We start from the raw sequence: 14,230 nt of genomic DNA, 5'->3' as shown, positions 1-14,230 counted from the left end.
GACCGTGTCAGGTCTGGTGCGTGGGGTGCATTGCGGTGATCGTCAGGGCGACGAGCCGCTGGACGGCGACGGCGGCCTCGGACTTCGAGTCGCCCTGGCCCTGTCCGTTGTCACGATGACAAGTCATGACACGGAGCTCACACAGGCCGCGTCCCGCGCTCTGGAGATGATCGGCTGGATCGCCTTGATCCCGTTCAGCATCGCGTCCCTGGTGACTGGACTCGTGCAGTCCCTGGGCACCAGGTGGGGACTGATCCGGCATTACTGGGTGCTCGTCAAGCTCGTGATGAACGTCTTCGCCACAGCCGTCCTGCTCCTGTACATGCAGACGCTGTCCTACCTCGCAGACATGGCGGCGCGGCCAACGCTGACCAGCGATGACCTCGCCATCCTGCAGAGCCCGTCCCCTACGGTGCACGGTGTCGGCGCGCTCCTGCTCCTGCTCCTTGCCGTCGTGGTGTCGGTGTTCAAGCCGCCCGGAATGACACCGTACGGCGCTCGCAAGCACATGGAGCGGCGCAGCACCGCCCGATTCTGAGGTCGCGCCACCGACGATTGCATCGGTGGCGGGTGTGGCGACACAGGCGACGCCGGCGCCGATCAGCGCGCCTCCTGCCAGCGCAGACCAGGAACCGATCCTTGGTCGAGCAGAGAAGGCAGGGGGCAGGCCACCCCGCCATCTCGGCCGGCTTGGACGCGGTGATGACACCGCGGGTCTTGCACTTGTGTTAGGCGCATAACATAATACCGCTCTGAAAACGATTATCGCTTTCGGCCTTGGCGGGTTCGTCCTTCGGGAGGGCCTGCGGTTGCCGGGCGGATCGGCGAACGTAGGAGGAGCTCGCTCATATGGCAGACCCCGTACCGCCGGACCCGAACCCGATGGCATCGCTGCTGCGTCCGGTGCGCGGCCGTTTGATCCTGGCGGCGAGCCTGCAGGTCGTCGCATCGGTCCTGGTGCTTTCTCCGCTCATCACCAGCAGTGTCATCGCCCGCCGGCTCCTTGAGGACCCAGCCGATCCAGGCATCTGGCCGATCCTGCTGCTTGGGTCAATGCTGCTGGGCGTGGGTCTCGCGTTGAGAGGCATCGCGGACCTGGTCGCGCACCTCGCCGACAACGCGCTGACGCTCATCCTGCGGCGGCGCGTTGCGGACAGGCTGCGCAACGCCCCGCTCGGCTGGTTCACCGACACCACCGCGGGGCAGGTGAAGCAGGGCATGCAGGACGATGTCGGTGCGCTGCATCATCTGGTGGCGCATTCCTACTCCGAGGTCGCGGGTGCCATCGCGACGCCGATCGCCGCCTACGGATATTTGTTCCTTGTCGACTGGCGTCTGGCGTCGATCCTGTTGATCCCGATTCCTGTCTTCGTGCTGGTGTACCGGCGCATGATGGCCGGCAGCAAGCAGAAGATGGGCGAGTACGGCCGTGTCCTGGCCGACATCAACAGCAGCGTGGTGGAATTCGTCGACGGGATCCCGGTCGTCAAAACCTTCGGCCAGACCGGCCGTGCCCATGCCGCCTACCGGGCTGCGGTCAAGCGTTTCACCGCCTTCTTCCTCGGCTGGGCCAGGCCATTGATCGCCCCGGAGACCCTCTCCAACCAGCTGGTCGCCCCGGCCGCGCTCCTGGCCCTGACGCTCCTGTTCGGCACGGGATTCGTCGAGCTGGGCTGGATGGACGCGATCGATCTGTTGCCCTTCGCCCTGGTGGCCTTGGGTCTCGGTGGCCCGATCGGAGTGCTGACTTCGAACCTGCTGGCGCTGCAGATGGGCCAGGCCGCGGCCGCGCGGCTCAACGCTCTGCTCCAGATCGAGCAAGTCCAGGAACCACCCGCGCCCGTGAGCCCCTCCGGCACCCGCATCGAGCTCGAACGCGTCAGCTTCGGCTACGACGCGGACCGGAAGGTCCTTCACGACATCACCGCCACGTTCGAGCCCGGCACCGTCACCGCCATCGTGGGTGCCTCCGGGTCGGGCAAGTCCACCCTTGCGCGCCTGATGCTGCGCTATGCCGACCCATCAGCCGGCCAGATCCGGCTCGGTGGCGTCCCCCTCCACAAGATCGCCTCGGCCGAGTTGTTCCGCACTGTCGGTTTCGTCTTCCAGGACGTCCGGCTGATCCGGGCGAGCATCGCGGAGAACATCGCTCTCGCCCGGCCGAACGCGGCGCGCACGGACATAGAGAAGGCCGCCACCGCGGCGAACATCCATGAACGACTCCTTCGCCTGGCCCGCGGATACGACTCCGTCTACAGCGAAGACGCCATGCTCTCGGGAGGCGAAGCGCAGCGCGTCAGCATCGCCCGCGCGTTCCTCCTCGACCCTGACGTGCTCATTCTCGATGAGGCCACCTCCGCCTCCGACGCCGAATCCGAGCACGCCATCCAGATGGCGCTGTCGACGCTGGTGACCCAACGCTCCCGCACCGTGATCGTGATCGCCCATCGGCTCGACACCATCCGCGACGCAGACCAGATCCTCGTCCTGGAGCAGGGGCGCATCGTCGAGCGGGGACGCCACGACGAGCTCCTGCGCAACGACGGCGCTTACCAGCGCCTGTGGCACGCTCAGCATCGCCCGGAAGGACGTGTCCGATGATCCGCCGTCTCGCCCGCTACCTCGACCCCGAAGACGCGGTCCTCATCTCTCGCTACTTCCGATGGACGATCGTCTCCAGCATCCTGCAAGGCGTCACCCTCGCGTTCATCATCCCGGTCCTGCGTGCTGTGTTGACCGGGGACACCACGGCCACTGCGGGCTGGCTGGTGGGGTTCTGCATCGCCGCCGTCGTCTCGTGGCGGGTCGAGTACCTGGCCACGCTGAAGGGCTTCGATACCGCAGGCGAGTTGCTCACCACGCTGCGGTACCGCATCGGCGACCACGTCGCGGCGTTGCCGCTGGGATGGTTCACCCCTGCCAACACCAGCACCCTGGGGCTGACCCTCAGCAAGGGTGTCATGGACATTCTCGCGCTCCCCGCGCGCCAGCTGACCGCCCTGATCAAGTCGATCGTGATCCCGCTGGTGCTCATCGCCGTCCTCCTCGGCGTCGACCACCGGATCGGGCTGATCGCGCTGGCCGCCGTGCCCGCGGTCGGAGCCCTGTACTGGTGGGTCGGCAGGCTCGGCCGCCGCGCCGATGCCGCCGTCAACCGCGCCACCGCCGACGCCAGCGACCGCATGGTCGAATTCGCCCAGGCGCAGCCGGTGCTCCGCACCTTCGGAAGAGCGGGATCGGCCACCGACCACTTCGACCGGGCGCTCCAGGAACAAGCACGCACCGAGCGCCGCCACCTGTGGCTTGTCCTGCCCCCGGTCATCCTCAACGGCATGGTCGTCCGGCTGACCCTGCTCGGCCTGTTGTCCACGGTGATCGCGTTCGCCGCCGGGGTCACCGACGCGCTCGCCCTCGCGACGTTGCTGGCGACCTTGCCGATCATCAATCGCCTCGTCACTCCCCTCGGCGAGGTCGCCGGCCACGCCACCGTCATCCGCGTCGCCGCCGCGCAAATGGACGCCGTCGACCAGATCCTGGACGCCGAACCCCTCCCAGAACCCGCCATGCCCCGCCGCCCATCCGATGCGACCATCGCGTTCGAGAACGTCTCCTTCGCCTACGACACCGGCACTCCCGTGCTCAGCGACATCAGTTTCACCGTTCCGCAAGGGAGCACGACCGCGATCGTCGGGCCATCGGGTTCCGGTAAGAGCACGATCATCCGCCTCGCGGCCCGATTCTTCGATCCTCAGAACGGTGAGATCCGCATCGGGAGCACGCCGCTCCCCTTGATCGGCGCGGAGAACCTGCACCACATGGTCGCCCCGGTGTTCCAGGACAACTATCTCTTCTCCGGCACCCTCGCCGACAACGTCCGCATCGCACGGCCTGACGCGACGGATGCCGATCTGGACGCGGTCGCGCGGCATGCCGGTCTGGCAGAGGTCGTCACAGCGCTGCCGGAGGGTTGGAACAGCCACGTCGGTGAAGGCGGCACTCGCTTGTCAGGCGGGGAGAGACAACGCGTCGCCATCGCCCGGGCCTTTCTCAAAGACGCGCCCATCCTGCTGCTGGACGAGGCCACCGGCTCCCTCGATGCTGAGAACCAGCAAGCTCTGGCCACCGCGATCGACGGCCTTCGACGTCACAAGACGGTCATCGTCATCGCGCACCAGCTCACGACCATCACCACGGCGGACGAGATACTTTTCCTCGAGGGCGGACGAATCGTGGAACGCGGCACCCATCAGGAACTGCTCACCATCAACCAGCGCTACGCATCCCACTGGCGAGCCCTCAACGCCGCCCGCACCTGGCGCCTCCTCGAGCAATGACCGCCGACCGACGAGTGACCGGACGTCCACGCAAACTCACCGAGGACGACATCATCGACGCCGTCCTTGAGGAAGGCTTCGCGGGCATCACCGTCCCCGCCGTCGCACGCCGCCTCGGCGTCTCCACCATGACCCTCTACCGGTACACGCCAACGAGAACAGACCTGCTCAGCCTTGCTTGGGACCACGTCATCACCACAACGCACTGGCCACCCATCACCGGCCCCTGGCGTCACATTCTGGACACCCAAGCAGTCGCGCTCTGGCAGCTCCTCGCCCGCCACCCGGGAGTGGTCACCGAACTCTCCCGATCCCTCATGCCACCCGAGATGATGAACCGCATCGACGATCTGGCCGTCGCCCTCGTCGACCGGGGCTTCACAGCCAAGGACGCCGTCCTGTCCGTCGACCTCGTCATCGACCTCACCATCGACCACCGACGCGGCGTCGAGAGCTTCGACGGCTTCGTCGACATCCCGGCGACGCGGGAAGCCATGGCACGACTATGGGCCCCCAACGACGCCGACCCACCCAGCCGGCGAGCAGTACGAGCCGCGATGACCAACGCCATCACACTCACCCCGTTCGACTGGTTCAGCCAGAAACTCGACCTCGCCCTCGAAGGCATCGAAGCCAGATTCGGAAAAGCCCATGAGGGCGCAGCCCCCGGGGGCCCGGGTTCATCCCTCGAAGATCCGAACCGCCTCATGACCGGGCTTGGTGACGAGGTCCTCGAAGACGAGCAGCCGTGCACCGGAGTAGCGGACATGGGCGGCCTGGCGTAGGAGGGTGTTGACCTGGCGGCGGGGGCCCTCAAGGTCGTGGCGGGCCAGGATCCGGCCGGTGTCAGGTGCCAGTTCCACGAGAGTCGCGCCCTGCCGCCTGGTCCCCTCGCGCACGGCCAGCAGGCGTCCGCCCTCGAAGCCGACGGGTTGCAGGAAGTCCGTGCCGGAGCCGGAGGGCTCCCATTTGCGCCGTCCGGTCGCGAGATCGAACGCGACAAGCGAGACCTGGCCGGTGCTCTCGACCGCGCTGGGCTTGGTGTAGAGGGCGCCGCCTCCCACCACGAGGTTCGCACAGAGCAGCGGATCGGAGGTCTCGCACTTCACGGCATTGCCGCTGGGCAGAGGTATCCGCGCCCGTTCGGCACCGGTCTTCCCGTCGAGCACCACAAAGTGCGAGACGCGCCTGCGGTCACCGACACCGATCACGGGCTGAGGCGCGGCGGGCATCGCGATCACGTCGCCCTGGACCTGGCGGCTCCACAGGACCCGGCCGGTGCGGGGGTGGAGACGTTGGACGGTCGTGCGTTCCATGGCCTTCCTGCGACACACCCAGGTGCCCACCAGCGTCTCGCCTCCGCTGAAGCCGTCGAAACCGCACCACCGGCTCCGCTGGGCGTTCCACAGGCGCCGGCCGTCCCTGATGGAGAGCGCGGTGGCGCCACCGAGCCAGCGGGCCACGACCGCTTCGCCGCCGATGACGGCCTGTGCGAAGGCGACGTTCTCGGTGAGCCCCAGCGTCCGCTCCCAGACCTTGGTGCCGGTACGCAGGTCGATGAGAGCGACCCGGCCACAGCGAGGGGTGCTGCCAAGCATGACGGCGACCCGTCCGTCGACGGGGTCGGCCGAGGCCCCGCAGACATCGGCGAGCGGAACGCTCCAACGCTTGGCGCGCCCGTCCTTCGCGTAGCCGGTGACAGCGTCATGGCCTGCCACCGCCACCACGGAATCGGTGGCCCATACCCGCGGCTTGGCCCAGCCCGAGGGGTCAGCCCCGTCGGCGACGCCCACGGCACGCCCGTCGAGCCGCAGCAGCATCGATCGTTCGCTGCCGTTGTCCGAACCGCCTCCGCAACCGGCCAGGGCCATGACGAGCGCCGTTCCCATGACGGCCAAGCCACGAAGGCGCCGCCTGCTTACCAGTAATCTCCGTTTCAACATCACGGCGTAAGACGGTATCCAGGCAACCTCCGTGCCACCAGGGCAGGGTGCGCCTGAACGCTGCCCACCGCCATCGGCCGCGCTCGTCATGTCGACGGGGGTTTTTGATGAGCGATGAAGGCCCTTCGAAGACGAAGGCCATGTGGAACCTTCTGCAATCGTTCGACCAGGAATTCCATCCGGAACTCCTCTTGGGGTCCACGGACCCCGTTCCACCATGCTCGCAGCATCCCACCGGCTGCTGGTCACCGACAGGTTCGTCACAAGACCTTTCGCGCCGATGTCGTTCGGGTGCGCGCGGTGTGGGGTACCGCGAGGTCCTCGGCTCCCTGGGCAAGGCCCTCGGAAGTGCCATCGGCGGCTTCGTCGCCGGCACGCTGGCCGCCTTGGACATCCTTGAAAACGATTCGGGGCCTCTCACCGCCCTGCACACCCACGTCCACACCGTGAAAAAGTCTTCGCACATCTGATGAAAGGATGGGGAAGTAGATGCCTTACTCAAGCGCCGCCTCGGCATAGTGGCCGTCGCCTCTGCGGCACTGGCCACATCAGTCGCGCCGATGGTGACGGCCAGGGCTGGCAGTACGTCCCCTCATACTTCGCCTCCTCCCCGGCGCGAAGCGGCCGGCCAGCATTATGCGGACGGCTCTACCGGATACAACTGTCGGCACAACCGGAAGACGTGGTACCCAGCATCGGAACGAAAATCCTCGCCTAGCGGCCATCTCGGATCTGGGCAGAAGACTGTGAAGCAACGGCTTGTCCGTACTTCCGTGCACTGCCTTCCACTTCGTTCCGGACTCGTGAATCGCGGGAGTATCGTAGTCTGGTCTCACATTGAAGGTGTCGACTTCGGGAGTTACCATGATCACCCACATCGGCGTGGCCATTCTCTATGTCAGTGATCAGCAGGAGACCGTGGACTTCTATGTCGAAAAACTCGGCTTTAACAAGACCACCGACGCGGAAATGTTCGCAGGAACGCGCTGGATCGAGGTAACTCCGCCAAGCGGCCAGACAACGATCGCCATCCATGACGCGGCGACGTTCGGTAAGCAACCTGGGGAGGGGGCTTATCTCACCTTCACGTGCGACGACATTCAGGCGACGGTCGCCGAACTCCGCGAGGCGGGTGTGACGGTCACCGACCCGGTCGAAGAGCCGTGGGGCACATACGCGCACGTGGACGGTCCAGACGGCCATCAGATCCAGATCCACCAGAAGTAGCCGGCCCTCGCCGACCGGCGCATCCTCGGCCATCAGGTCCCGCTGGAATCTTTCCTCGTCCCTGACCTATGGCGCTCGCAGGACGATGTCGCACGCCGACTGTTCAGCGATGAACTCGCACAACCGCGCGGCCTCGGTCAGGAGCGCATCGCGGGCTGCCCCGCTCAGCTTGATGAACGGCCGGACGCGCAGGGTCTTGTCCCGGATCTGCCAGGTGCCCTGCCACATTCCGGCCGCCAGGAAGGTGCCGGTGGTAGCGCCGTTGCGCAGCAGCGGCAGCGGCACGGGACGGTCGTTGAGAATCACGCGGGTGCGGTCCTCGTGGGGCAGGCAGGGTGTCGTGCTCGGGGAGGAATCGCGGTGGGGTGGGCACGTCCTCCGAAGGTAGGGCGCGTCAGGCAGGTCGTGCAGGACCTCACCCTCTCCCCTCGGAACGTGCACAAGGGCATTTGATCCACCGCCTCGCGCAGTCGCGTCAGCCCGGACCACACGTGGACGTCCGCGATGCTCGCCGGGCCGTACTCGTCGAGGTAACGCAGGGCGAGCGCATCCAGGGACACCATGCGCAACGGTTTGCCCAGCTCAAGCCGGGTGCGTGGCCATTCCTCCAGCAGCCGCCTGGCCTCGCTGATCAGCTCATCCCGGGTCCAGGTCACCGATACCTTCGCGGAAGTGCGCGCTGTACTCGGCGGCGTGCAGCCGGGAGAACCGCGCACGCCAGTCCAGGCAGTTGCCCGCGTTGACGAGGTGAACGGTGTTGCGCATCATGTGCAGCCGCACCACCTCACGCCGCTCGGCCAGCCCGAACAGGTCGTCCGGTGGAAGCCTTGGAGGCGGTCCACGGGCCCAGCGCACGGGGTGAACGGGCCTGCGACTGCACCCGCCCAGGTGCTCGATCGCGTCGATCTCCCGTACTGGAGCACGTTCCAGTGGGTATTGGCGAGCCGGCGTCGCCCGGTTGAGGCGACGCCGGCTCAGAACATCGGTCATTCCAGCCTTCCGGAGAAGGTCTCCAGGTCTCAGCCCGCAAACGCGGCGGCGCCATCCGAGCAGGCCACCGCCTGCGCCGGGACCAGTGCCGTCGCCATAACGACCACGGTCACCAAGGGCGCATTCAGCTTCCGCATGCGCGCACGTCGCATCGATCTTTGTCTTCCGCAACTGTGACCCCTCCCCCGCTCTGGGAGTGCGGATTCCGCGGCCTGCTGGCGCAGAGCTCCGGCTGGAGGCCAGCGGGATCGTTCCGAACAATCCAAGGTCACAGGCCCTCTAACCCTGGACACGGACAGAACGCGACACACAGGGGGGCACATTTGAAGCGGGTCGTGATTGCGGGTCTGGCGGCCGCCGGGATCGTCGTGGGCGGTGCGGCGATGGCATCGCCGGCCTCGGCGGACACCCAGACCACCACTGTTGGCGGCTACGGCCCTCATCAGGTGCTGCGGCAGGGGGACAAGGGCAATGAGGTTCTGGCCCTGCAGTGGATGCTCAACTGCCGGGGCTACTCGGTGGCGACCAAGAAGCAGCCCAAGCCGCCGGGGCATTTCGGGCCCACGACCAAGCGGCAGGTCACCAGCTTCCAGACCGCCGACGGGCGCGCGGGCAAGCCGGACGGCCATGTGGGCGCCGCCACCTGGCACAGGCTGTACGTCAGGACCGGAACCCTGTCCCAGGGTGCCAAGGGTGACTGCGTCAGGGCGGTGCAGGTTCTGCTCAACAAGGACACCTCCGACGGGAAACTGCCAGTCACGGGCAATTTCGCCGATCTCACCGCCAAGCAGGTGCGAAGCTTGCAGAAGGGCCTGGGCCTGAAGATCACCGGCCAGGTCGACCACGAGACCTTCCACGCGCTGGTCTATCACCACGCCAAGGACTCCTGACCACCGGACTCCTGACCGCTGGCGGCCGGTGACGGTCCCAGACCGACGACAACGGCTCCCCCTCAAAGATGAGGCGGGAGCCTTCCCATATAGGGCGCAACGCCCAACTCTCGAGCTCAGACGTCGTCTGCATGCCGCCCATGCTGTTCCGCCCGTTCGGCATCTCACCGACTCAAGATCACTGCGGTAGCCGGGTGCGAGTATGTGGTCCCGGCCAGACACTGGCCGGCAACCCCGAAGTGGCCGCCTGTGCCCTGAGCCAGGCCACCACCGCGCCGCGGTCCACCACCCACCACTCAGCGGCAGCAAGATCAGCCCGACACAAGCCGCCGAGAGGGCCTGGCCGCCGTCTGCATCAGGTTGATCGGGCCCCGTTGGGCTGTGTGCCGACGGGAGCTGAGAAGATCACTGGATGCTGATCGATCCGCATCTGCTCGCCGTGTTCACGGTGACCACCATTGTCGCTCTGGTCACGCCGGGTCCCGACATGCTGTTCGTGCTGGGGTGTGGCGTGCGGGGCGGCGCCCGTGCCGGACTGCTGGCCACGGTCGGCGTCATCACGGGTGACGCGTTGTACATCGCCGCGGCCGCCGGCGGGCTCGCCGTGCTGCTGACGGCGTTTCCCGTAGTGTTCACGGCGCTTCGGATCGTCGGTGGCGCGTATCTGATCTACCTGGGTGTCCAGATGATCCGCAACCGTAAGAAAGGCCAGACCGACGATCCGGCAGCCGGCGGGATGTCGGGTCGGCGCGCCTTCCTCAACGGCATGGTCAGCTCCATGGCCAACCCGCAGACATTCACCTTCATGGTCGCCTTCCTGCCTCAGTTCATCGACCCCGCAGCGGGGCCCATCTGGCTGCAGTTCCTCGTGCTCGGCGCCATCCTGATCGTCCTGGAGTTCGTGGCAGACGGAACGGTCGGCGTCCTCGCCGGGCGGATCGGTGGCTGGCTGCGCGCACGCCAGGCGGTGCGGCGCCGGATCGACGCCGCGACCGGGAGTGTGTTCATCGCCCTGGGCATCAGGCTTGCAGCCGAACGCTGAGGGGGCCTGACCTGTTCGAGCTGTCTGATTCGGTGCTCGATCGCGGTTCTGTCGTTGTGGCGCGGATCGCGTCCCTGGTGTCGTCGACCCTGGCCGCCATGCAGTCCGCCCGCCGGGATGGCCGCGATCTGGTGGACAGGCGGCCCCCTCGCTGACCGTTACTTCCAGATGACGGCGCGGGTACCGAGCGGGTTGGTCGGCGCGTACTGCACGTACCCGGCGACCCAGCCCTGAGAGTTGATGCCTCTGGCGTCCGCACCTTCGACGCCCTGGGGCGTCGGGAGCGTCTCGGGGGCTTGTTCCGGCGTGTTCCAGAACAGGGCCTCGGACTTGCCGGAGGCACTGTAGCCGCCGACGATCTGGTTGCTGTCGTTGATGCCGTTTGCCCCGGCGTATCGCCGCCCCTGGGGAACGGTCAACTGTCGCATCGTCGTGCCGTCCCAATAGAACGGCATCCGGGTGTCTTCGGTGGTGTCGGAGGTGCCGGCCACATGACCGGCTTCGTTGACGGCGTTGGCCACGCTCATGCCGCCCAGGGTGCCCAGATCCTGCGCGACTCCGTTCTTCCACAGGTAGGCGCGCCAGGTGTTCTGCGGGAAACCGCTGTCGTTGACCGTCCAGTTGTCCGCGCCGACGACCTGACCGGCGTCGTTGACGTCCCCGGCCGTCACGCCGGGCCGGAGCGCGATCTCGGTCCTGACCCAGGTGGCCTGGAAGATCGACGGTGTGCGGATCAACTGCGCGCGGGAGCCGGCCAATGCCTGGGCCGGATCGGACTGGTACTGGCGGACGATGTGACCTCGGCTGACATTGGCGTCGCAGTACCCACGGCCGCCGTCGCCGATGTCGCGCATGATGCCGTGCTGCCACACGAACGCGTGCGACTCACCGGACCGGGTGTCGCTGCAGCCCACCACGCGGCCGTCGTCGTCGATTCCCGTGGCGGTGCTGGTGTCTCCGCCGAGCGTCCCGAGGTCGGTCATCTTCCCGTCCTTCCAGAGGAAGGCGTGGTTCAGCCCGGATGCGACGGGGCTGGTGCCGACGACCTCACCACGGTTGTTGAGGGCGTTCGCGATGCTCCAGTACCCGCCGAGCGTGCCGAGATGGACCAGCTCGCGCGGGGCGGCGGTGCCGCTGTCCGCGGACGCCGGTGGGGCAGCGGCCAGGGCGGTGATCGTGATGAGGGCGGCCAGGGTCGTGGTGGAGCAGAGGGCCGTACGAGATCGGTGCATGAGAACACGTCCTCAGTGCGGGGAGGGGGTATCACGCAACACCCGCGACCCTAGATCCGATCACAGCCGAAAGATCTAACCACTCTCTTACGTCGCCTCCGCCCCAGTCGGCCTGTGCCACGAGGATCATGCTGTGCTCTGAGGTCTGTCTGGCTGTGGGCGTCAAGGTCTGTCAGGCGGGGCAGCGGGGAGGTGCCCGCCGGGACCTTCACCACGGCGGCGAGCGCGCCTGTGGCGGCAGACAGTGAACTGCGATCGAGACCGGCGTGGGCAGGTCAACGCTGCCCCGGCTTGTCGACCACCTTGGTCGGCAGATAGGCGACGTTGATCAGCACCTGCCCGGCGTGCTGGGTCTCCGTGCCCCTGTCGAACGGCGGACGGGGCGCTCCAGGGGCGCTCTTCCCGGGCACGGCGGAGGACGTGATGGTCCGTTCCCGCGTGGCGACGGTCCGGTTTCCGAGGAACCGGTAGGTCTTCGGGTCCAGGATCAGCTCATTGCGCCCGGTGTCGTCGTCGCGGGTCACGGCGATGCCGGGGCGTCCGGCGAGGTCGGTGACGTTGTTGTTCACCCGTACGCCGGGGATCTTCTCCAGCACCCGCAGCAGCGCCGCGTTCACCTTGGGCGGCATGATCTGAGCGTCCCGGAGGATGACGGAGATCAGATTGAAGACGCGTTCGTTCTGATCGGCTCCGGCGCTCTTCGCGCTGTCCTGGCGCAACCGCGTGAGCAGCGCTTCCGAGCCGGTCGGCAGCCCGTTCACGTAGTCGTAGAACTGGCGGGGCGAGCGGTCGTCGCCCCGGAGGCCGGCGTCATGGACGGTCAGCTCATTCTTCCTGGGGTCGTAGCTCGCGGTCTTCGCACCGTCGAACCGCCACCACTGCTCCATCTTCCCGACCCCGTTCTCGGCCCACGAAGCGTCGAGAGGCGAGAGCCGCGCGACATAGATCCACTGGTCTGGCCGCGGCCGGGGGCCGTCTGGTTCTCGACGGTCTTGGCCGCGACCTCCAGAATCCGCACTGTCTGGCCGGTGCCGCCGGCCCGCGGCGTCCCAGGGGCGTTCCCGCCCGCCTGCGTCACGATGACGGCCGCCGCGGCACCGGCCGCCACGGCGCCGATGATCGCCGACCGCCAGGCGATGCGCCGCCCGAGAACACGGCGTGGCTCCGGGGGCGTGTCCAGCTCCGCGCGCAGCCGGGCCCAGGCCCGTTCCCGCACCGCCGGGTCCTCCGGCGGGCCGGCCGGCCGTACCTGCCGCATCGCCGTGATCATCTCGTCGTTCATGCGCATCCTTCCTTCAAGCGGGAGAGGTCCATGTCCCCGAAGGCCCGGGCGAGCTTCTTGCGGATCCGGTGCAGCCGTGAGCGGACGGTGCCCAGCGGTAGATCGAGCGCCTGGGCAGCCTCCTCGTAGGTCAGGTCCGCCCACGCGATCATCAGCAGCAGGTCTCGCTCCCGCGCCGAAAGCCTCGTCAACGCCGACGCGATCCGGGGGCCATGTGCTGCGCGCTGAGCCGCGTGTCGGCACCGTCACCGTCGAACGGTGTGACCCATTCGGCGTTCACCCGTGCGAGCACCTGATGGCGGCGCCGTTCGGCCCGGCGGTGCTGGCCGATCAGATTGGTCGCGATGCCGTACAGCCACGGCCGCGCGTCCGCACGCGCCAGGTGTACCGCGCACGGCTGCGAAAGGCCACGGTGAAGACCTCCGCGCTGACGTCCTCAGCGTCCTCCGGCCCCAGCCGCCGATAGACGTAGCGGTGGATCTCCTCCCAATGCCGATGAAAAATCTCGGCGAACCTCTCCGGGTCCGCGACCGACGCACCAATGGCCGCATCGTCGGACACCTCCTCGGCACCGAGCGGATTCCTGGTCGCCACCGGCGGTTTCTCCCTTCAAGCGGGCAATTGACATCCGGTACGGCGGAGATGGACGGGTGTCCGTCGCTGCCCCCGCCGTGCGGGCCTCGGGCCCGGCGCCCGGTGAGGGTGCACCCACCGGCGTCAGACAGTCGCATCAGCCGATCTCTGAAAACCTCTGCCGATCAAGGTAGATATTCGCGGCGGCATGGGGTAGTGTTCCTGTCATCGAAGAGGAACAAGTCCACGAGGCGCGGCAGATGACGAACTGCCCGCACACATGGATGGCGCAGGCCGGGCGTGCCGGGGTCAACGCAGTGCAAGGGACTCCGGCAGCCGACCGCGCGCCCGGCGGTCAACGGGCCGCCGACAGCACGAACGCAAGTGGCAACAACACAGGTAACGCAGGTAGGGAAAACACGGAAGGAGGATCTCGGCACCATCGGGATCGCCCGTCGCAGGCTCCAGTCATGCCGCACGGGTACCGCAGCCCCACAGATTGGACGGTGGTCTACGGTCACGCATCCGCGATCCACGCGCCCCCGCCCCAGGCGGCTGGCGCGGAAGTCAACCGGCCACAGCGCCGGGTAGATGGTGTTGTACCTCATGGCCCCGGCGCCGCCTATGGCGCCGGGGCCCCGTCGTTTCCCCAGAACGCGTCCGGTATGCGTCCTGCGCGTACACCCTCGACAGTACGGAAGGTTTTGTGAAAGCACC

16 protein-coding genes are annotated in these 14,230 nt (G+C 67.4%); 8 read left to right on the top strand and 8 right to left on the bottom strand.

Annotation, left to right across the window (positions count from 1 at the left end):
* Positions 1-115: 115 nt before the first annotated feature.
* The 4 genes from F8566_RS00840 (at position 116) to F8566_RS00825 (ending at position 5,119) form a co-directional block, all read left to right on the top strand.
* Positions 116-538, top strand: a complete 423-nt coding sequence (locus F8566_RS00840; protein WP_225992732.1) for a hypothetical protein — start codon at positions 116-118, stop codon at positions 536-538.
* Positions 539-849: 311 nt separating this feature from the next.
* Positions 850-2,601, top strand: coding sequence for an ABC transporter ATP-binding protein (locus F8566_RS00835; RefSeq protein ID WP_151556944.1), 1,752 nt, complete (start codon positions 850-852; stop codon positions 2,599-2,601).
* Positions 2,598-4,334 carry an ABC transporter ATP-binding protein gene (locus F8566_RS00830; protein ID WP_151556942.1) on the top strand — a complete coding sequence of 579 codons (1,737 nt, stop codon included), beginning with the start codon at positions 2,598-2,600 and terminating at the stop codon, positions 4,332-4,334. The genes F8566_RS00835 and F8566_RS00830 overlap by 4 nt, the downstream gene beginning before the upstream one ends.
* Positions 4,331-5,119 (top strand): TetR/AcrR family transcriptional regulator, encoded by a 789-nt coding sequence (locus tag F8566_RS00825; RefSeq protein ID WP_151556940.1) that lies wholly within the window; start codon positions 4,331-4,333, stop codon positions 5,117-5,119. Before F8566_RS00830 ends, F8566_RS00825 begins: the two co-directional genes overlap by 4 nt.
* On the opposite strand, the gene F8566_RS00820 is transcribed toward F8566_RS00825, so the two are convergent.
* Complete coding sequence (locus F8566_RS00820; protein ID WP_192809446.1) at positions 5,015-6,223, bottom strand: outer membrane protein assembly factor BamB family protein; 1,209 nt, start codon at positions 6,221-6,223, stop codon at positions 5,015-5,017. The genes F8566_RS00825 and F8566_RS00820 overlap by 105 nt on opposite strands.
* Before the next feature lie 161 nt (positions 6,224-6,384).
* Between F8566_RS00820 and F8566_RS49585 the strand changes: the two genes are divergently transcribed.
* A complete protein-coding gene (locus tag F8566_RS49585; RefSeq protein ID WP_192809445.1) occupies positions 6,385-6,747 on the top strand; it encodes a hypothetical protein in 363 nt (120 codons plus the stop codon).
* Between the two features lie 394 nt (positions 6,748-7,141).
* Positions 7,142-7,504, top strand: a complete 363-nt coding sequence (locus tag F8566_RS00815) for a VOC family protein (RefSeq protein WP_151556936.1) — start codon at positions 7,142-7,144, stop codon at positions 7,502-7,504.
* Between the two features lie 66 nt (positions 7,505-7,570).
* Here the strand turns inward: F8566_RS00815 and F8566_RS50760 are convergent, their stop codons facing one another.
* Genes F8566_RS50760 through F8566_RS00805 form a run of 3 tightly spaced genes read right to left on the bottom strand, consistent with a single transcriptional unit; the run spans position 7,571 to position 8,494 of the window.
* On the bottom strand, positions 7,571-7,810 hold the full coding sequence (locus tag F8566_RS50760) for a hypothetical protein (protein ID WP_225992731.1): 240 nt from the start codon (positions 7,808-7,810) through the stop codon (positions 7,571-7,573).
* Entirely contained in the window at positions 7,807-8,160 is a 354-nt protein-coding gene (locus tag F8566_RS52780; protein WP_225992730.1) for a DNA glycosylase AlkZ-like family protein, read from the bottom strand. Before F8566_RS52780 ends, F8566_RS50760 begins: the two co-directional genes overlap by 4 nt.
* On the bottom strand, positions 8,141-8,494 hold the full coding sequence (locus F8566_RS00805) for a DNA glycosylase AlkZ-like family protein (protein ID WP_151556934.1): 354 nt from the start codon (positions 8,492-8,494) through the stop codon (positions 8,141-8,143). Before F8566_RS00805 ends, F8566_RS52780 begins: the two co-directional genes overlap by 20 nt.
* Before the next feature lie 335 nt (positions 8,495-8,829).
* On the opposite strand from F8566_RS00805, the gene F8566_RS00800 reads away from it, so the two are divergent.
* Complete coding sequence (locus F8566_RS00800; protein ID WP_151556932.1) at positions 8,830-9,384, top strand: peptidoglycan-binding domain-containing protein; 555 nt, start codon at positions 8,830-8,832, stop codon at positions 9,382-9,384.
* 412 nt (positions 9,385-9,796) lie between these two features.
* Positions 9,797-10,426, top strand: coding sequence for a LysE family translocator (locus tag F8566_RS00795; RefSeq protein WP_151556930.1), 630 nt, complete (start codon positions 9,797-9,799; stop codon positions 10,424-10,426).
* A gap of 158 nt (positions 10,427-10,584) precedes the next feature.
* On the opposite strand, the gene F8566_RS00790 is transcribed toward F8566_RS00795, so the two are convergent.
* From F8566_RS00790 to F8566_RS52560, 4 genes are all read right to left on the bottom strand, one after another.
* Positions 10,585-11,658 (bottom strand): hypothetical protein, encoded by a 1,074-nt coding sequence (locus F8566_RS00790; protein WP_151556927.1) that lies wholly within the window; start codon positions 11,656-11,658, stop codon positions 10,585-10,587.
* A gap of 275 nt (positions 11,659-11,933) precedes the next feature.
* Positions 11,934-12,605: a CU044_5270 family protein gene (locus F8566_RS00785; protein WP_264159280.1), complete on the bottom strand. Its 672-nt coding sequence runs from the start codon at positions 12,603-12,605 to the stop codon at positions 11,934-11,936.
* 331 nt (positions 12,606-12,936) lie between these two features.
* Positions 12,937-13,131, bottom strand: coding sequence for an RNA polymerase sigma factor (locus F8566_RS52565; RefSeq protein ID WP_318836379.1), 195 nt, complete (start codon positions 13,129-13,131; stop codon positions 12,937-12,939).
* Positions 13,132-13,270: 139 nt separating this feature from the next.
* Positions 13,271-13,534 carry an RNA polymerase sigma factor gene (locus F8566_RS52560; protein ID WP_318836378.1) on the bottom strand — a complete coding sequence of 88 codons (264 nt, stop codon included), beginning with the start codon at positions 13,532-13,534 and terminating at the stop codon, positions 13,271-13,273.
* Between the last annotated feature and the right edge of the window lie 696 nt (positions 13,535-14,230).

It is taken from the genome of Actinomadura rudentiformis, assembly GCF_008923185.1.
GTDB lineage: Bacteria > Actinomycetota > Actinomycetes > Streptosporangiales > Streptosporangiaceae > Spirillospora > Spirillospora rudentiformis.
Note: the sequence above shows the minus strand (reverse complement) of the source record. Positions and strands in the feature narration are given on the sequence as shown.